Origin of the sequence: Microbacterium sp. LjRoot45, from assembly GCF_964253325.1 — a bacterium.
GTDB lineage: Bacteria > Actinomycetota > Actinomycetes > Actinomycetales > Microbacteriaceae > Microbacterium.
The window spans coordinates 983,683-1,000,486 of sequence record NZ_CAXUQM020000001.1; the positions used below are offsets into that span (position 1 = coordinate 983,683).

At 70.1% G+C, this 16,804-nt stretch carries 15 protein-coding genes; 8 read left to right on the forward strand and 7 right to left on the reverse strand.

The features are described from left to right. Positions 1-82: 82 nt before the first annotated feature. Positions 83-1,093 carry an isopenicillin N synthase family dioxygenase gene (locus tag ACSQ18_RS04460; protein WP_436035961.1) on the reverse strand — a complete coding sequence of 337 codons (1,011 nt, stop codon included), beginning with the start codon at positions 1,091-1,093 and terminating at the stop codon, positions 83-85. 187 nt (positions 1,094-1,280) lie between these two features. On the opposite strand from ACSQ18_RS04460, the gene ACSQ18_RS04465 reads away from it, so the two are divergent. Together ACSQ18_RS04465 and ACSQ18_RS04470 are read left to right on the forward strand one after the other, a co-directional pair. After that, positions 1,281-2,477 (forward strand): LLM class flavin-dependent oxidoreductase, encoded by a 1,197-nt coding sequence (locus tag ACSQ18_RS04465; RefSeq protein WP_144809186.1) that lies wholly within the window; start codon positions 1,281-1,283, stop codon positions 2,475-2,477. Further along, on the forward strand, positions 2,474-3,118 hold the full coding sequence (locus ACSQ18_RS04470; RefSeq protein WP_144807497.1) for a CE1759 family FMN reductase: 645 nt from the start codon (positions 2,474-2,476) through the stop codon (positions 3,116-3,118). Before ACSQ18_RS04465 ends, ACSQ18_RS04470 begins: the two co-directional genes overlap by 4 nt. A gap of 12 nt (positions 3,119-3,130) precedes the next feature. Here the strand turns inward: ACSQ18_RS04470 and ACSQ18_RS04475 are convergent, their stop codons facing one another. Continuing rightward, positions 3,131-3,859 (reverse strand): gamma-glutamyl-gamma-aminobutyrate hydrolase family protein, encoded by a 729-nt coding sequence (locus ACSQ18_RS04475; protein WP_436035962.1) that lies wholly within the window; start codon positions 3,857-3,859, stop codon positions 3,131-3,133. 26 nt (positions 3,860-3,885) lie between these two features. Then, positions 3,886-5,700, reverse strand: coding sequence for a glycoside hydrolase family 15 protein (locus ACSQ18_RS04480; protein ID WP_436035963.1), 1,815 nt, complete (start codon positions 5,698-5,700; stop codon positions 3,886-3,888). A 51-nt stretch (positions 5,701-5,751) separates the two neighbouring features. On the opposite strand from ACSQ18_RS04480, the gene ACSQ18_RS04485 reads away from it, so the two are divergent. After that, positions 5,752-7,110, forward strand: coding sequence for a glucose-6-phosphate dehydrogenase (locus ACSQ18_RS04485; protein WP_436035964.1), 1,359 nt, complete (start codon positions 5,752-5,754; stop codon positions 7,108-7,110). Between the two features lie 19 nt (positions 7,111-7,129). Here the strand turns inward: ACSQ18_RS04485 and ACSQ18_RS04490 are convergent, their stop codons facing one another. Both ACSQ18_RS04490 and ACSQ18_RS04495 read right to left on the reverse strand, forming a co-directional pair. Then, positions 7,130-7,813 carry a response regulator gene (locus ACSQ18_RS04490; RefSeq protein WP_436035965.1) on the reverse strand — a complete coding sequence of 228 codons (684 nt, stop codon included), beginning with the start codon at positions 7,811-7,813 and terminating at the stop codon, positions 7,130-7,132. Continuing rightward, positions 7,810-9,081, reverse strand: a complete 1,272-nt coding sequence (locus tag ACSQ18_RS04495; protein WP_436035966.1) for a sensor histidine kinase — start codon at positions 9,079-9,081, stop codon at positions 7,810-7,812. The genes ACSQ18_RS04490 and ACSQ18_RS04495 overlap by 4 nt, the downstream gene beginning before the upstream one ends. A 127-nt stretch (positions 9,082-9,208) precedes the next feature. Between ACSQ18_RS04495 and ACSQ18_RS04500 the strand changes: the two genes are divergently transcribed. Next, complete coding sequence (locus ACSQ18_RS04500) at positions 9,209-10,591, forward strand: cation:dicarboxylate symporter family transporter (protein WP_436035967.1); 1,383 nt, start codon at positions 9,209-9,211, stop codon at positions 10,589-10,591. A 68-nt stretch (positions 10,592-10,659) separates the two neighbouring features. Here the strand turns inward: ACSQ18_RS04500 and ACSQ18_RS04505 are convergent, their stop codons facing one another. Then, complete coding sequence (locus ACSQ18_RS04505; protein WP_301039658.1) at positions 10,660-10,842, reverse strand: DUF5302 domain-containing protein; 183 nt, start codon at positions 10,840-10,842, stop codon at positions 10,660-10,662. A 292-nt stretch (positions 10,843-11,134) separates the two neighbouring features. On the opposite strand from ACSQ18_RS04505, the gene ACSQ18_RS04510 reads away from it, so the two are divergent. From ACSQ18_RS04510 to ACSQ18_RS04525, 4 genes are all read left to right on the forward strand, one after another. After that, positions 11,135-13,417 (forward strand): polyribonucleotide nucleotidyltransferase, encoded by a 2,283-nt coding sequence (locus ACSQ18_RS04510; protein WP_436035968.1) that lies wholly within the window; start codon positions 11,135-11,137, stop codon positions 13,415-13,417. 284 nt (positions 13,418-13,701) lie between these two features. Beyond that, positions 13,702-14,763 (forward strand): aldo/keto reductase, encoded by a 1,062-nt coding sequence (locus ACSQ18_RS04515; RefSeq protein WP_436038385.1) that lies wholly within the window; start codon positions 13,702-13,704, stop codon positions 14,761-14,763. Between the two features lie 59 nt (positions 14,764-14,822). Beyond that, positions 14,823-15,422, forward strand: coding sequence for a histidine phosphatase family protein (locus tag ACSQ18_RS04520; protein WP_436035969.1), 600 nt, complete (start codon positions 14,823-14,825; stop codon positions 15,420-15,422). A 4-nt stretch (positions 15,423-15,426) separates the two neighbouring features. Further along, the gene (locus tag ACSQ18_RS04525) at positions 15,427-16,275 is read left to right on the forward strand and encodes an aminoglycoside phosphotransferase family protein (RefSeq protein WP_436035970.1); all 849 of its coding nucleotides are present in this window, start codon (positions 15,427-15,429) and stop codon (positions 16,273-16,275) included. 43 nt (positions 16,276-16,318) lie between these two features. Here the strand turns inward: ACSQ18_RS04525 and ACSQ18_RS04530 are convergent, their stop codons facing one another. Further along, positions 16,319-16,792 (reverse strand): GNAT family N-acetyltransferase, encoded by a 474-nt coding sequence (locus ACSQ18_RS04530; protein WP_436035971.1) that lies wholly within the window; start codon positions 16,790-16,792, stop codon positions 16,319-16,321. Positions 16,793-16,804: the final 12 nt, after the last annotated feature.

The following is a 16,804-nucleotide window of genomic DNA, read 5'->3' on the forward strand; positions in this document are numbered from 1 at the left end:
GTTCAATCGCGCAGAACATTCTTGAGAAGGCCGCCCCAGGTGTGGGGCGGCCTTCGTCATTGCCGCACCGAGCGGATGCCGGTCAGGCCCGCGCGGCGAGGAGATCGGCGTGCCACCGCTCCGCGACGTCGGGGTGGGCGCGCAGGCGCGACTTGAGCGCGTTCTCGCCGTAGAGCGCGTGGATCGGGTTGGTCGGGTCTTGAGTGATCCCGCGCGCCTGAGCCGCGAGCTCGGCGGGCAGGTCGAGGAGAGGGAGGCGGCTGTCGAGGGCCGGGTTGAAGAAGAACGGCACCGAGATCCGGTCGTCGGGAAGCCGCGGCGAGACGACGCGGTGGTTCGTGGCCAGCAGGTAGCCCTGTGTGGCGTATTCGAGCATCTCCCCGATATTGACGACGAAGGCCCCCGGAACAGGCGGCGCGTCGACCCACGCCCCGTCGCGCTCGACCTGAAGGCCGCCCTTGCCCGGCTCCACCCACAGCAGAGTGAGGACCCCCGAGTCCTTATGCGCACCCACTCCCTGCTGTGGTTTGGGAGCGTCGGTGCCGGGGTATCGGACGATCTTGAGCAGTGTCGACGGCTCTCCGAAGTGCTCGTCGAAGTAGCTCTCCTCGGCGCCGAGCGCGAGCGCCCACGCACGTAGCAGCCGGCGTGCGACGCCGGTGAGGTGGGTCTGCCACCGGTCGGTGACGTCGCGCAGCTCGGGAAGGGCCGACGGCCACAGGTTGGGCCCGATGAGTCGGGCGAAGTCGGGCGCGGCGAGGTCGGCCACGGCATCCCGTTCGGGTCCGATGTCGATCTGCTCGCGCCAGTCGATCGCCCCGTGCGTGCGCTCGCCGCCGATGCGGGTGTAGCCGCGGAAGTGAGGGCTGCCGACGTTCTCGATGGCGAGCTTGTCCGCCTCGGGCAGCGCGAAGAAGGCGCGCGCGGTCTCGTGCAGCCGGCTTTCGAGCCCGGCGGGAATGTCGGTGCCGACGAGGTAGAAGAACCCGACGTCGTGGGTGGCGCGACGCAGTTCGTCGCGGAAGCGGGCGGCGGCCTCCGGCCCCTGCGTCAGGAGGGACAGGTCGAGGACAGGCAGGTTCAGCTCCGGCATCCCCCGAGGATAGGCAGTCGAGTATTCGGGCGACGCGGTTGTTGCCGTTCGTTACCGCACCACACGACCGGGAATAACCTGGACGTGGCCACGTTGTACGAGATACATTCACTTGCATGGATCGGATGCCGCGAGCATCCAGGAAGCGGAAGAAACCGTGAGCGAGACCACCACCACCTGGCCGGGGATGCAGTTCGGCATCTTCACCGTCAGCGACATCACCCAGGACCCCACGACGGGCCACACACCGAGCGAGGGCGAGCGGATCGCCGCGACGGTGGAGATCGCGAAGCACGCCGAAGAGGTGGGACTGGACGTCTTCGCGCTCGGCGAGCACCACAACCCGCCGTTCTGGTCGAGTTCTCCCACCACGACGCTCGCCTACATCGCCGCACAGACCGAGCGTCTCGTGCTGTCGACCGCGACGACGCTCATCACGACGAACGACCCGGTCAAGATCGCTGAAGACTACGCCATGCTGCAGCACCTCTCGGGCGGTCGTATGGACCTCATGCTCGGGCGCGGCAACACCGGCCCGGTCTACCCGTGGTTCGGCAAGGACATCCGCCAAGGACTCCCGCTGTCGATCGAGAACTACGCGCTGCTGCACAAGCTCTGGCGCGAGGACGTCGTCGACTGGGAAGGCAAGTTCCGCTCCTCGCTGCAGGGCTTCACGTCCACCCCGCGGCCCCTCGACGGCATCGCGCCCTTCGTCTGGCACGGATCGATCCGCACGCCCGAGATCGCCGAGCAGGCGGCCTACTACGGCGACGGCTTCTTCGCCAACAACATCTTCTGGCCGGCGGAGCACTACCAGCGCCTCATCGCCCTCTACCGGCAGCGTTGGGAGCACTACGGCCACGGCGGTCCCGAGACGGCCATCGTCGGCCTCGGCGGCCAGGCGTTCATGGCGAAGAACTCGCAGGATGCCGTGTCGCAGTTCCGTCCCTACTTCGACAACGCACCGGTCTACGGCCACGGGCCCTCGCTGGAGGACTTCTCCGAGATGACCCCGCTTACCGTGGGTTCGCCGCAGCAGGTCATCGACCGCTACGCGGGCATGCGTGAGCTGTTCGGCGACTACCAGCGTCAGCTGTTCCTGGTCGACCACGCAGGCCTGCCGCTGAAGACCGTGCTCGAGCAGCTCGACTTCCTCGGCGGCGAGGTCGTCCCCGTCCTTCGCCGCGAGTTCGCGGAGAACCGCCCGGCCACCGTGCCCGACGCTCCGACCCACGCCGCGCGCGTGCTCGCCGAGTACGGTGACGGCCCCGTGCGCGAGGCACGCCCGCGCGCCAACCGCGGCGACAACCTCAGCGGCCCCTCGCCCTACCAGGACACCCCGGCTCCGGCCGGTGCCGCCTTCGGCCTGGGGGTGGGACGATGAGCGCCCGCAGGATCTCCGTCATCTCGGCAGGGCTGTCGAATCCCTCCTCGACCCGCATGCTCGCCGACCGGCTCGCCGCCGCGACCGTCGCCGAACTCGCCGCGCGGGGCATCGATGCGACGGTCGACACGATCGAGCTGAGAGACTACGCACACGACATCGCGAACAACCTGCTGACGGGGTTCGCGCCGGCGGCGCTGGAGTCGGCCATCAACGCGGTGGTCTCGGCAGACGCCGTGATCGCCGTCACGCCGATCTTCTCGACGAGCTACTCCGGATTGTTCAAGTCGTTCATCGACGTGCTCGACCCCGACGCGCTGACCGGTACGCCCGTGCTCATCGGGGCCAACGCGGGGACCGCGCGGCACTCGCTCGCCATCGACTACGCCATCCGCCCCCTGTTCACCTACCTGCACGCCGAGCCCGTCTCCACCGGGGTCTTCGCAGCGTCGAGCGACTGGGGAGCGGCAGCCGACGAGGTCGCACCCTTGAGCGCGCGCGTCGAACGCGGCGCGCGCGAACTCGCCGACGCGGTCGCGCGCCGCGAGCCGGCGACGGCATCCGATCCCTTCGATCCGGACAGCTACCTCGGTGAGGGCCGCTCGTTCGGCCACCTGCTCGGCGGCCTCGCGGGCGAGTAGCCGGACGCCGGCTCAGCCGATCGCGGGTGCCGCCAGGCGCGCGTGCACGAGATCGGCGAACGCCGCGAACGGCGCGGCCGCCAGAGCCGCCGGCGTGCCCTCGGCCTCGGGATGCCACTGCACCGCGAGGACGGGGGCATCGCTGTGCTCGACGGCTTCCACGATGCCGTCGTCGGCCACCGCGGTGGCGACGAGCCCGGTCCCGAGTCGGTCGATCGCCTGGTGGTGGCCCGACGCGACGCGGATCCGCGTCGCGCCGACGACGTCGCGCAACCGGCTGTCCGCCGCGACGTCGACGTCGTGCCATGCCCACTCGAGTCCGCCGCACCCGTCGGAAGCGGCGGCGTGGCCCACGTCGGAGGCGGGAAGGTCTTCGATCAGGGTGCCGCCGAACGCTACGTTCACGACCTGGAGCCCTCGGCAGACGCCGAGCACGGGGATGCCGCGCTCCACCGCCGCCGCCAGGATATCGAGGTCGAGGGCGTCCTGAGCGGGGTTGACGTCGTAGACCGGCGCCGCCGAGTCGCCGCCGTAGCGCGTCGGGTCGACATCGCCCCCACCGGGGAGCACGAGGCCGTCGAACCCGGTGAGGTCGGCCGTCCGCACGACGACCACGTCGAGGTCTTCCGCGCGCACGAGCTCAGCGACGTCGTCGAAGATCGCGTTGGCCAGGCCGACGCGCGCATCGGCGCCCTCGGCGTCGGACAGGCGGGCGGGCATCGCGATGCGCGGAAGGGTCATGCCTCCATTGTCGGGCACGCGGCGGATCACTCGTCTGCGGAGGGGCGGATCGAGGCCTCCTCGCGTGCACGGGTGATCGCATCGACGGTGCGCACCAGCGCCAGATGAGACAGCGCCTGCGGGGTGTTGCCGACGTGACGCTCTCCCACCGGGTCGTACTCCTCGCTGAGCATGCCGACGTCGTTGCGCAGCGCGCACAGCCTGTCGAGCAGACGCTCCGCATCGGCGAGTCGTCCCGACGCGGCGTATTGTTCGGCGAGCCAGAAGCTGCAGGCGAGGAACGGATGCTCGTCGCCGCTCAGCCCGTCCACCCCGGTCGCCGTGCGGTAGCGGTGCACGAGTCCCTCGTGGACCAGGGTCTCCTCGATGACGGCGACCGTGGCGAGCATCCGCGGATCGTCCGCCGCACAGAAGCCGACCATAGGAAGCTGCAGCAGCGCGGCGTCGACGTCGTCGGTTCCGTACGACTGCGTGAAGCCGCCGTGGGTGCCGATGCCCTGCGACTCGATCTCCTCCCGGATGCGATCTCGAAGGCGTTCCCAGTGCTCCACGGGCCCATCCAGGCCGAACGAGCGGACGGCGCGGACGCCTCGGTCGAAGGCCGCCCAGATCATGACGCGGGAGTGGGTGAACATCCGCGGTTCACCGCGGATCTCCCAGATGCCGTGGTCGGGCTCGGGCAGGTGCGCTTCGACATTGCGTAGCAGCGCGCGCTCGAGCGACCACGAGAAGGCGGACTCTTCGAGCCCCGCCTCGCGGCCGGCGTGGAGGGCGACCATGACCTCGCCGATGACGTCCGCCTGATATTGCCCGGCTGCCTCATTGCCGATCCTGACGGGTCGGGAGTCCGCGTAGCCGGGCAGGCTCGTGAGGGTGCGCTCGGCGAGATCGCGCTCGCCGGCGATCCCGTACATGATCTGCATCTGCTCGGGATCGCCCGCGATCGCGCGCAGCAGCCACGCCCGCCAATGCTCCACGACCCCGAGGAAGCCGTGAGCGATGAGGGCCTCGAGGGTGAGGGCGGCGTCGCGCAGCCACACGTAGCGGTAGTCCCAGTTCCGCTCCCCGCCGAAGTCCTCCGGCAGCGAGGTCGTGGCGGCCGCCACGATGCCGCCGGTGTCGCGGTGGGTCAGGGCGCGCAGCAGCAGCAGCGAGCGCACGACGGCGTCGCGATGGACGCCGTCGGCCTCGATACGGTCGGACCAGCGCTGCCACCAGTCCTCGGTGTGGGAGATCGCTTCATCGACGTCGAGCACCGCGGGCGGCTCGTGGTGCGACGGATGCCACGTGAGCACGAGGTCCCGGCGGTCGCCGGCGTCGACGGTGAACTCGCCGGTGTGGGCGTGGTCGGTCGCGGTGACCGGTGCGCCGGTGAAGCGCAGCGCGTCAGGCCCAGCGATGGCGCGGATCTCATCGCCGGCTCCGACCCGGCGGACCCACGGTAGCGCGCGGGCGTAGTCCAACCTCAGTCGCAACTGCTGGGAGAACTCCACGGACCCCTCGACGCCCACAACGCGGCGCACGAGGTCCATCCGATGGACCGTGTCGAGGCGGCGGGTGTCCACCGGGAGGATGTCGCGGACCTCCGCGACCCCCGAGGCGGTCGTCCACCGAGTGACGAGCGTGAAGGTGTCGCCTTCGTAGCGGCGTTCCGCGACCGCGGCGGGATCGCTGGGTCGTAACCGCCAGCTCCCGTGGTCGTCGTCACCCAGAAGCGCCCCGAACACCGACGCCGCATCGAACCGCGGCAGGCACAGCCAATCGATCGAGCCGTCGCGCGCGACCAGGGCGGCGGTGCGGCAGTTGCTCAGCAGGGCGTAGTCCTCGATGGGGGAGCTCATCATACGAGTCTCCCAGCGTCGGCGTCGGATCGCGCGTCTAGGGTGGCGAACATGGCCTCGGACACCACTCTCGTCATCATCGGAGGCGGCGGCGATCTCGCCTCGCGCCTGCTCCTTCCCGCACTGGGCGACCTCATCGCCGCGCAGGAGGACCGTCGGGTTCGCGTCGTGGGGGCGGGGCAGTCGCCCTGGGACGACACGCGGTGGGCCACGGCGGTGCATGCGGCGGTCGGGCGGGAGCTGCCCGCGGACCGGTTCCAGGTGGGTCCTTTCGTCACGGCCGACGCGACCGACCGTGACGGCATGCAGGCGATCATCGCGGCCGCCGGTGCCGGACCTGTGGTGCTCTACTTCGCGGTTCCGCCAGCGGTGACCGCGGCCGCATGCCGCGCCCTCCACCCCGAGGACCTGCCGGCCGGCTGCATCCTCGCCCTCGAGAAGCCCTTCGGCTCGGATGCTCACAGCGCCGGCGAGCTGAACGCGGTGCTGCGCGGTCTGGTGCCGGAGGAGCAGATCTTCCGCGTGGACCACTTCCTCGGCAGGTCGACTGTTCTGAACGTCCTCGGGGTGCGCTTCGCCAACCGGATCATCGAGCCGCTGTGGTCGGCCGACAACGTCGCCGCGGTCTCGATCGTCTTCGACGAGACCCTGGCGCTGGAGGGCCGCGCCGGCTACTACGACCGCGCCGGCGCGCTGGAGGACATGATCCAGAGCCACCTGCTCCAGGTGCTCGCCGTCGTTGCTATGGAGCCTCCCGCAACCCTCGATGAAGCCGACTTCCGGTCCGCGACGGCGGCGGCGCTCCGTGCGACGAGGGTGTGGGGCGACGACCCTGTCACATCTTCCCGCCGCGCCCGCTACACCGCGGGGACGATATCCGGGCGCCAGGTGCCGGACTACGCGGACGAGAAGGGCGTGGACCCTCACCGTGAGACCGAGACTCTCGCGGAGATCGTGTGCGCCGTCGACACCGCACGGTGGAGCGGAGTGCCTTTCACGCTGCGATCGGGCAAGGCGCTGGGCGACGCGCAGATGCGGATCGATCTTCACTTCCGGCCGGTGCGGCACCTCCCGCGAGGATTCACCGGTGACGAGGCGGGCGGCCTGCTGCGCTTCTGGCTGGGCCCCGACCGCATGGAGTGCGTCCTCAATGTGAACGGTGAGGGCGACCCCTTCCGCCTCCATCGGGCGACGCTGGCCGCCGAGCTCGGGTCGGGTGCGGAGCGTAGCTACACGGAAGTGCTCGGCGCGATCCTCGACGGCGATGCGACGCTGTCCGTGCGCGGAGACGCCGCCGTCGAGTGCTGGCGCATCATCGCACCCGTGCAGGAGGCGTGGCGCACGGGGGCCGTCCCGCTGGAGGAGTATGCCGCGGGTTCGCACGGTCCCGCGGACTGGCCCGACGCATGAGGCCCGCCGTTTCGAAGGCTCAGGACCGCCAGCGGTACTCGGTCTCCGGCCGGCCCTGGCCGCCGTACCGCGCGACCCGGTCGAGGCGCTCGACCGTCACCAAATGCTCCAGATACCGACGCGCAGCGACGCGCGACATCCCGAGGCGCTCCGCGAGCTCCTTGGCAGAGACGGCGCGCGCCTCGCGGACGGCGGCCGTCACCCGCTCGAGCGTGTGCGCGGCGAGCCCCTTGGGCAGCGACGGGACCCGAACGGCTCCGGTCGCTCGTGACGATGAGAGCAACGCGTCGATCTCCTCCTGTGTCGACGGACCGGACGACTCCTGCGTGCGCCGGTGGAAGTCGCGATACTGCGCCATGCGGTCGGCGAACACGGCGAACGTCACCGGTTTGACCAGATACTGCACGACGCCGAGCCCCACGGTCTGACGCACGGCCTCGGCATCCCGCACCCCCGTCACGGCGATGACGTCGACGGCGCTGCCTCGCGCCCGCACGTGGCGGAGCACATCGACGCCGCTGCCGTCGGGCATCGTCATGTCCAGGAGCACGAGGTCGATGTCGGGACGCGACAGCACGGCCTCGATGGCCGCGTGGGCGCCCGTGCACTCCGCGACGACCGTGAAGCCGTCGAGCCGGGCGATGTAGTCGCGATGCAGTTCGAGGGTCAGAGCCTCGTCGTCCACGAGCAGCACCGAGATCATGACGCCTCCGTCGGGAGCACGATGCGGAAGGTGGTGGGCGAGCCGTCCGAGAGCGTCAACGACCCGCCGATGTCGTCCACGACCGATCGCGCCAGGGACAGACCCACGCCACGGCCTTCCGCGCCGGCGGGCTTGGTCGAGAAGCCCCGCTCGAAGACGCGCTCGCGCAGCGGGGAGGGGATGCCGGGGCCGCTGTCGGCGACTTCCAGCAGCAGTTCGGACTCCGACGTGCGCGACACCCGCACCCGCACCCACCGCGGCTCCTCGCCCCCGGCGGCGGCATCGAGGGCGTTGTCGAGGAGGTTGCCGACGAGGGCGACCTGGTCGATGGGGGACAGGAGGGACGAGGGGGCGCCCGGATCGAGGTCGACGATCAGCTCGACGCCGCGCTCGGCCGCTTGCGAGGTCTTGCCCAGCAGCAGCGCCGCCACCGTCGGGTCGCCGTCGGTGCGCGCCGTCACCTGGTCCACGAGCGTCTGACTGCGCTGTGCCGACTCCGACAGCAGTTCGATCGCCTCGTCGGTACGTCCGAGCTCCAGCAGGGCGACGGCCGCGTGCAGGCGATTGCCGTGCTCGTGCGTCTGCGCGCGCAGGGCCTCGCCGAGCGTGCGCATCGACTCGGCCGCGGCAAGCGTGTCGCGGATCTGACCGGCGGGCAGGTCCCCGGCGACCCGACGCGTGAAGCGGCGCGCGAACAGCGCCCCGGCGACACCGGCGACGACGAGCGCGGCGCCGATACCGAGCGTGGCCAGGAGCCGGGGAACCAGCGCGGCCGACACCGTCTCGACGGTGACGCCGACAGCGACCCAGCCCACGAGACGGCCCGCGGACTCCACCGGCACGATCGTCCGCAGCGACGGGCCGAGTGTCCCGGTGAATTCCTCCGTGAGCAGGCGCGGGGAGTCGGGGACGGTCCCGAGATACGGGCGTCCGATCTCGTCGGGATCGGGGTGGGTGACCCGGATGCCGTCGGCATCCATGATCGTGACGAAGTCGACCGGCGCGTCGGCGACGACCGCGGTCGCCACCGGCTGGAGCAGGGCTGTCGCATCCACCCCGTCGCCGGCGTCCGTCAGCGCTTCGCGGACGTCGGGGGAGTCGGCGAGCGTCTGGGCGACGGCGTGCGTGACGCGCTCGGCCTCCGCGCGGGCGCTGCGCTGGCTCTCCAGGAGCAGGAGTCCGGAGGTGAGGAGCGCGGTGACGACGACCGCCGCCGAGAGGGCGAGGAACACGCGCGACGCGGCGCTGCGTCCTTCGCTCCGTCTCATCGCGGTCCTTTCCGAAACCTCGCGACCAATACGACCACAAATCGACGGGGACGGGAATGCCGCCGAATCTGAAGACATCGCCACCGTCGGCGTCTTCGAACAACGACCGTTCACCCTGGAGGAAGACATGGCCCTCTCGACGACATCCATCCGCATCCCGGACTTCATCCGGCGCCCCGGAAAGTCCTGGGACAAGCACACCTGGCTCTATGTCTCCGTGATCGCCGCGGTCGTCCTGGGGGCGACGATCGGTCTGGTCTGGCCGGAGGTCGGCATCTCCCTCGAGCCGCTCGGCAAGGCGTTCGTCGGCCTCATCAAGATGATGATCGCGCCGATCATCTTCTGCACGATCGTCGTCGGGGTCGGCTCCATCGCCAAGGCCGCGACGGTCGGCAAGATCGGCGGCCTCGCCCTCGGCTACTTCATGCTGATGTCGACGTTCGCGCTCGGCATCGGACTGGTCGTGGGCAACCTCATCCACCCGGGCGAGGGGCTGAACATGCAGTCCGCCGTCTACGACACGAGCGACCTCCCCGAGGCCAAGACGACGACCGAGTTCCTCCTCGGCATCATCCCCACGACGTTCTTCTCCGCCTTCACGGGGGAGAGCGTGCTGCAGGTGCTGTTCATCGCGTTGCTCGTCGGATTCGCGCTGCAGGGCCTCGGTCAGAAGGGCGAGCCGATCATGTTCGCCGTGAAGCAGCTCCAGACGCTCGTCTTCCGCATCCTCGGCATGATCCTCTGGCTCGCTCCCGTCGGCGCCTTCGGTGCGATCGCCGCCGTCGTGGGAAAGACCGGTGCCGCCGCGATCGTGAGCCTCGGCATCCTGATGATCGCCTTCTACATCACCTGCATCCTTTTCATCGTCGGGGTCCTCGGCACCCTCCTGTGGGCGGTGTCGCGGATCAACATCTTCCGGCTGATGAAGTACCTCGGGCGCGAGTACCTGCTCATCGTCGGCACGTCGTCGAGCGAGTCCGCCCTGCCGCGCCTCATCGCCAAGATGGAGCACGTCGGCGTCTCGAAGCCCGTCGTCGGCATCACCGTCCCCACCGGGTACTCCTTCAACCTCGACGGCACGGCGATCTACCTGACGATGGCGTCGCTGTTCATCGCGGCGGGTATGGGGGCCCCGATGTCCATTCCGGAGCAGATCGGTCTGCTGGTGTTCATGATCATCGCCAGCAAGGGGGCGGCCGGCGTGACCGGCGCAGGCCTCGCCACCCTCGCCGGCGGCCTGCAGGCCTACCGCCCCGACCTCGTCAACGGCGTCGGCGTGATCGTCGGGATCGACCGGTTCATGTCCGAGGGGCGTGCGCTGACGAACTTCACCGGCAACGCGGTCGCGACGCTCCTCATCGGGACCTGGACCAAGCAGTTCGACCGCACGCGGGCCCAGGAGGTGCTCGCCGGTCGTCTCCCGTTCGACGAGTCGACCCTCTCCGGCGACCACGACCACGGCGGCCAGCCCGCGGCGCTGCCCGAGCGCGAGGTCGTCGAGGTGCGCTGACGGTGTGAGCACACGACGACGGCCCGGTCGCTCCTTCGAGCGCCGGGCCGTCGTCGTGCGTGTGCGGGTCAGCCGCTCTTGCGGCGGAACTCGCGCCTGGTCATCGCGTTGTGCGTGCCGTGCACGGCGGAGTCGCCGTCCAGGTGCGACTCGCCTTCGCGGTGCTGCGCGTTCTTCTTGTCGAGCGCCTCCTTGAACTTGCGCTTCATGTCCTCGGACGCCCCGGGGGCGGTCTCGTCACTACTACTCATACCCCCACGATACGCAGGCGAGGAGCCGACTGGTAGGCTTGGTCAGGTTGCCGTCTGGCATCCGCTCAACTACACACTGAGCTCTCAATGACACATTGAGAACCTGGAGCAGGCCGGCAGGAAGCTGGTCCCCTGTGGTGGGTTCCCGTCTCGCACGGTGACTTTCTACTGGTGGCCAGTGCTGACGAGTCCCGCGACCGCGTGGCGCGTCGAGATCTGCCTGTTCCTGCTCCTTCGAACGACCTCGTGCGCGAAACGCGCGTGCGAGTCTAAACAAAGAAGGAGAGACCTCTTGGAAGGTCCTGAAATCACCGCCGCCGAGGCCGTCCTGGACAACGGACGTTTCGGCACCCGCACCATCCGCTTCGAGACCGGCCGCCTCGCGCAGCAGGCCCAGGGCGCTGTCGCCGCCTACCTCGACGAGGAGACGATGCTCCTGTCGGCGACGAGCGCCGGCAAGAACCCGCGCGAAGGGTTCGACTTCTTCCCGCTCACCGTCGACGTCGAGGAGCGCTCCTACGCCGCCGGCAAGATCCCCGGCTCGTTCTTCCGCCGCGAGGGCCGCCCCTCCACCGAGGCGATCCTCGTCTGCCGTCTCATCGACCGCCCGCTGCGCCCGTCGTTCGTCGACGGTCTCCGCAACGAGGTGCAGATCGTCGTCACCGTGCTGTCCATCGCTCCCGGCGAGTTCTACGACGCGCTCGCGATCAACGCCGCATCGCTGTCGACCCAGATCTCGGGTCTGCCGTTCTCGGGCCCCATCGCCGGTGTCCGCCTCGCGCTCATCCCGGGCCACGGCGAGCACGCCGACCAGTGGGTCGCCTTCCCGACCGTGACGCAGCTCGAGGAGGCCGTCTTCGACCTCATCGTCGCCGGTCGCGTGCTGCCCGACGGCGACGTCGCGATCATGATGGTCGAGGCCGAGGCCACCGAGCACAGCTGGAACCTCATCAAGGCCGGGGCCGTCAAGCCCAGCGAGGAGATCGTCGCTCAGGGCCTCGAGGCGTCCAAGCCCTTCATCAAGGAGCTCGTCGCCGCGCAGAACGCGGTCGCCAACACCGCCGCCAAGGAGATCCAGCCGTACCCGGTCTTCCCCGCGTACAGCCAGGAGGTCTACGACTTCGTCGCCGGTCGCGCGTACGACCAGCTCGTGCCGGTGTACCAGATCGCCGACAAGCAGGAGCGCCAGAGCGCCGACGACGCGATCAAGGATGCCGTGAAGGCCGAACTGCTCGCCGCCGTCGAGGCCGGGCAGCTGCCCGCCGTCGCGACGCTCGAGTTCTCCGCGGCGTACAAGTCGGTCACCAAGACGATCGTGCGCGGCCGGATCCTCAGCGAGGGCGTCCGCATCGACGGTCGCGGCCTCGCCGACATCCGCGCGCTCGACGCCGAGGTCCAGGTGATCCCGCGCGTGCACGGTTCGGCGATCTTCCAGCGCGGCGAGACCCAGATCCTGGGTGTCACGACGCTGAACATGCTCAAGATGGAGCAGCAGATCGACTCGCTGTCGCCCGTCACGAGCAAGCGCTACATGCACCACTACAACTTCCCGCCCTACTCGACCGGTGAGACCGGCCGTGTCGGCAGCCCGAAGCGTCGCGAGATCGGGCACGGCTTCCTCGCCGAGCGCGCCCTCGTGCCGGTGCTGCCCAGCCGCGAGGAGTTCCCCTACGCGATCCGTCAGGTGTCCGAGGCCCTCGGCTCCAACGGCTCCACGTCGATGGGCTCGGTCTGCGCGTCGACGCTGTCGCTGCTGAACGCGGGTGTGCCGCTGCGCGCCCCCGTCGCCGGTATCGCGATGGGTCTCGTCTCCGACCAGGTCGACGGTCAGACCCGCTACGCGGCGCTCACCGACATCCTCGGTGCCGAAGACGCGCTGGGCGACATGGACTTCAAGGTCGCCGGCACGAGCGAGTTCGTCACGGCGATCCAGCTCGACACGAAGCTCGACGGCATCCCGTCGTCGGTGCTGTCGGCCGCGCTGACGCAGGCCAAGGAAGCGCGTCTCACGATCCTCAACGTTCTCAACGCCGCGATCGACGGTCCGGACGAGATGGCTCCGACGGCTCCGCGCGTCATCAGCGTGCAGATCCCGGTCGACAAGATCGGCGAGCTGATCGGCCCCAAGGGCAAGACGATCAACGCGATCCAGGACGAGACCGGCGCACAGATCTCCATCGAGGAGGACGGCACCGTCTACATCGGCGCAACCGACGGCCCGTCGGCCGAGGCGGCCCGTGCGCAGGTGAACGCGATCGCCAACCCCACCAACCCTGAGGTCGGCGAGCAGTTCCTCGGCACGGTCGTGAAGATCGCGACCTTCGGTGCGTTCATCTCACTCCTGCCCGGCAAGGACGGTCTGCTGCACGTCAGCGAGGTCCGCAAGCTCGCCGGCGGAAAGCGCGTCGAGAACGTCGAGGACGTGCTGGGCGTCGGGCAGAAGCTGCTCGTGCGCATCACGAAGATCGACGACCGCGGCAAGCTGTCGCTCGAGCCGGTGCTCGAGGAAGCCGCTGACCAGGAAGGCTCCGCTGCTGCCAGCGAGGGTCCGGGAGACGCGCCCGCCGAGGGCTGATCCCTTCGAGTCCGCACGGATGCCCGTCGCCTCGCGTCTCACGACGCGGAGCGGCGGGCATCCGTCGTTTTCGTTCGGATCCCGCACGAAAGGGCCGGTCGTCCGCGGAAAGAGGATCGCCGCCGAAGCGCGACTCCGTCCGGCGCAAAGCGTTATGCAATGTTTACCCCGTGTTGGCCGCAATACCGCACCTGCACACGAGCAGGGCCTACCCTCGGAGGTAACGCATCGGGGTATGCGTGCACGCCACGGATCTCCACGACAACGTGAGGGGGTGCGTGCAGATGGGGTTCTTCGGAGTCGGATCCGCCGCCGCGACTCCTCACGCCTCGCCTCCCGTCTCTGAGGGACCGGGTCGCGTCGCGACCGTCGCCGCACAGCATCCTTCGGCTCCCATTCCCGTGCAGGGCCACGGTGTGGGCGAGGCGCTCCGCGTGCCGCTGGGGGAGAGCGGGCTTCACGCCTTTCCGTTGATCCTCGGCGGCGGCGAGTTCGGCTGGCATGTCGACTCCGGCGCCGCGCAGACGATCCTCGACACCTATGTGGCGCGGGGCGGCAACGCGCTCCACACGTCCGACGGGTACAGCGCGGGGCGCAGCGAGCACATCATCGGGCAGTGGATGCGCTCGCGGGGCAGCCGCGACGATCTCGTCGTGAGCGTGCGCGTCGGTACCAACGCCGACCACCCGGGCCTCGGGCCGGTGAACCTCATCCGTGCCGTCGAAGCGTCACTTACGCGCTTGCAGACCGACCGCATCGATCTGCTCTATCTCGATGCGACCGCCGACGGGAAGACGGCGCTGGAGGACACCTTGGCGACCGCGGAGTGGCTCGTCGAGGCAGGCAAGGTGCGTGCCCTCGGTGCGTACGGTCACACCGCCGCGCAGCTGGTCGAAGCGCGCATCCTGGCATCCGCGGGCTATCCCCGGCTGACCGTGCTCGACGTGCCGTACAACATCCTGCGGCGGGGTGACCTCGACGGAGACCTGCGGCTCGTCGCCGGGGCGCAGAACATCGCCGTCACGTCGTCGCAGGCGCTGGAGCACGGCTTCCTCGCGGGTGCGCACCGGTCGCGCGAACGCGTCGCCTCGACGGTGCGGGGAGTCCAGCTCGCCGCGTCGATGAACCGGCGTGGCACGCGCACGCTGCGCGCGCTCGACCGCATCGGCGCGGAGCTCTCGGTGCCCGCGGCCGCGGTCGCGATCGCGTGGCTGCTCGCCCAGCGCATCGTCGCCGCGCCGATCGTCAACGTCTACGCCGCAGCTCACGTCGAGGAGATCCTCCAGGGCGTGGGAGTGCGCCTCAGCCGCACCCAACTGGCCGAGATCGCGCGCGCATCGGAGTGATCCCCGACTCCCTGACGTAGGGTGGGAATGACCCCCCATCGCTGCGAATCGAGACGCCTGTGACGCACTATCTCTACCTCGTGCGCCACGGCGAGCACCTCGACGCGGAGCACGGACTCGAAGACGGCCCGCTGTCGCCCCGTGGGCGCCGACAGGCCGAGCTCCTCGCGGATCGTCTGTCGGGGGTGCCGCTGTCGGCCGTCTGGCACTCGCCGTTGGAGCGCGCCGCGGAGACCGCGCGCGCTGTCGCACAGCGGCTGCCGTCGGTCGCTCCGGAGCCGTCGGCGCTCCTGTTCGACTGCGTGCCGACGGGGATGACTCCCGACACTCCCGCCGCCTACGAAGCCTTCTTCGGGGGCATCACCGAGGCCGAGATCGAAGCGGGGGCGGCGCAGATGTCCGACGCGATCGGCGAGTTCCTGGCGCGCAAGCCCGACGCTCACGAGCTGCTCATCACCCACAACTTCGTGATCGCCTGGTTCGTGCGTGAAGTGCTCGAAGCGCCCGCCTGGAGATGGCTGACGCTCAGCCAGGCTCACTGCGGGCTCACCGTGCTGGCCCAGCGCCCCGGCCGACCGTGGACGCTCGTGTCGCACAACGACCTGGCGCACCTTCCCATGGAGCTGCGCACAGGGCTCCCCGAGACCCCGCGCATCTGAGCGGATGCCGCAACCGCCCGCCGAGATCTCGCTGACGACGGCTGACGTCGCGCGGCTCCTCGCCGCACAGCATCCTGCGCTCGGCGGTGCGCTCCGCCGCGTCGCGCACGGCTGGGACAACGACGTCTTCCGCCTGGGTGACGATCTCGCCGTGCGCCTTCCGCGTCGCGAGGCCGCCGCCCGCCTCGTCCGGCACGAGCAACGTTGGCTGCCGCACCTCGCGCCGTTGCTGCCGGTGCCCGTGCCGGTGCCGGTGGCCGTCGGCATCCCCGACGCGGCGTACCCCTGGCACTGGAGTGTCGTCCCCTGGTTCGCGGGGGACCGCGTCGCCGACCTCGCCGTGGCCGACCGAGACGGCCTCGCCGGCGATGTCGCCACGCTTCTCAGGGCGCTCCACCGGAACGCACCGCCCGATGCGCCGCGGAATCCGGTGAGGGGAGTGCCCCTGCGCAATCGCGACGCCGTCGTGCGACCGAGACTGCGCGACTCAGCGCTGGAGCGGCTGTGGGATGCTGGGCTGCACGCGCCCGAGTGGGCGGGACCCGACGTCTGGGTGCACGGCGATGTGCACGCGGGAAACCTGATCTCCCGTGACGGTCGCCTGGCCGCCGTCATCGACTTCGGTGACGTCTGCGCGGGCGACCCGGCGTGCGACATGGCAGTCGCCTGGACGGCGTTCGGCCCTCGAGGTCGGCGCGCGCTGCGTGCCGCTCTGGGCGACCGCTACGACGACGCGACGTGGGTGCGCGCTCGTGCCTGGGCGGTGTCCTTCGCCACCCTCCTCGCCGACGCCGACGACGCGTGGCTTCGTGACATGTCCGCGCACGCGATCGACCAGCTCCGCGCCGAGTGACGCAGGAGCGCCGGGAGCTCAGAGAGCGTCCGGACAGCGCCCGCTACCGGAGCGGTTTGCCGTACCAGCGCGTCGCGTTCGGGTTGTCGTTGTACGGCTCGATCGTCGTGTACCCGCCGCGGGTGTAGAGCGCGCCGGCGGCTTCGAGGGTGTGGTGCGTGTCGAGCACGACCTCCGCGGCATCCCATGCCCTGGCCTGGTCCTCGAGCGCGGTGAGCAGCACGCGGCCCCACCCTCGCCCCCGCGTTCGAGGCTGCAGGTAGAGGTGCTTCACTTCGTATCGGATGCCGTCGGGCCCGTCGGGGATACGCCGGATGCCCCCGCAGCCGGCATCGACGCCGTCGTCGTCCACGACGACCAGGAAGATGCCCGCGGGCGGGGTGAAGACCGCGGCGTCGGGGAAGACCGGCCGGTAGGTCTGACCCTGCGGGAACGACTCACCGCGCATGGCGAAATACTCCGTCAGCAGCGCGCGCGATCGGGGGTCGTCGGCGGGGAGCGGCTCCAAGGACACCATGCCTTCGAGGCT

Bases quoted from the DNA above. Each gene is read 5' to 3' on its own strand.
- ACSQ18_RS04490 (WP_436035965.1), bottom strand. From the start codon at position 7,813: ATGATCTCGGTGCTGCTCGTGGACGACGAGGCTCTGACCCTCGAACTG.
- ACSQ18_RS04465 (WP_144809186.1), top strand. From the start codon at position 1,281: ATGCAGTTCGGCATCTTCACCGTCAGCGACATCACCCAGGACCCCACG.
- ACSQ18_RS04460 (WP_436035961.1), bottom strand. From the start codon at position 1,093: ATGCCGGAGCTGAACCTGCCTGTCCTCGACCTGTCCCTCCTGACGCAG.
- ACSQ18_RS04470 (WP_144807497.1), top strand. From the start codon at position 2,474: ATGAGCGCCCGCAGGATCTCCGTCATCTCGGCAGGGCTGTCGAATCCC.
- ACSQ18_RS04480 (WP_436035963.1), bottom strand. From the start codon at position 5,700: ATGAGCTCCCCCATCGAGGACTACGCCCTGCTGAGCAACTGCCGCACC.
- ACSQ18_RS04530 (WP_436035971.1), bottom strand. From the start codon at position 16,792: ATGGTGTCCTTGGAGCCGCTCCCCGCCGACGACCCCCGATCGCGCGCG.
- ACSQ18_RS04505 (WP_301039658.1), bottom strand. From the start codon at position 10,842: ATGAGTAGTAGTGACGAGACCGCCCCCGGGGCGTCCGAGGACATGAAG.
- ACSQ18_RS04475 (WP_436035962.1), bottom strand. From the start codon at position 3,859: ATGACCCTTCCGCGCATCGCGATGCCCGCCCGCCTGTCCGACGCCGAG.
- ACSQ18_RS04515 (WP_436038385.1), top strand. From the start codon at position 13,702: ATGGGGTTCTTCGGAGTCGGATCCGCCGCCGCGACTCCTCACGCCTCG.
- ACSQ18_RS04525 (WP_436035970.1), top strand. From the start codon at position 15,427: ATGCCGCAACCGCCCGCCGAGATCTCGCTGACGACGGCTGACGTCGCG.
- ACSQ18_RS04485 (WP_436035964.1), top strand. From the start codon at position 5,752: ATGGCCTCGGACACCACTCTCGTCATCATCGGAGGCGGCGGCGATCTC.
- ACSQ18_RS04500 (WP_436035967.1), top strand. From the start codon at position 9,209: ATGGCCCTCTCGACGACATCCATCCGCATCCCGGACTTCATCCGGCGC.
- ACSQ18_RS04495 (WP_436035966.1), bottom strand. From the start codon at position 9,081: ATGAGACGGAGCGAAGGACGCAGCGCCGCGTCGCGCGTGTTCCTCGCC.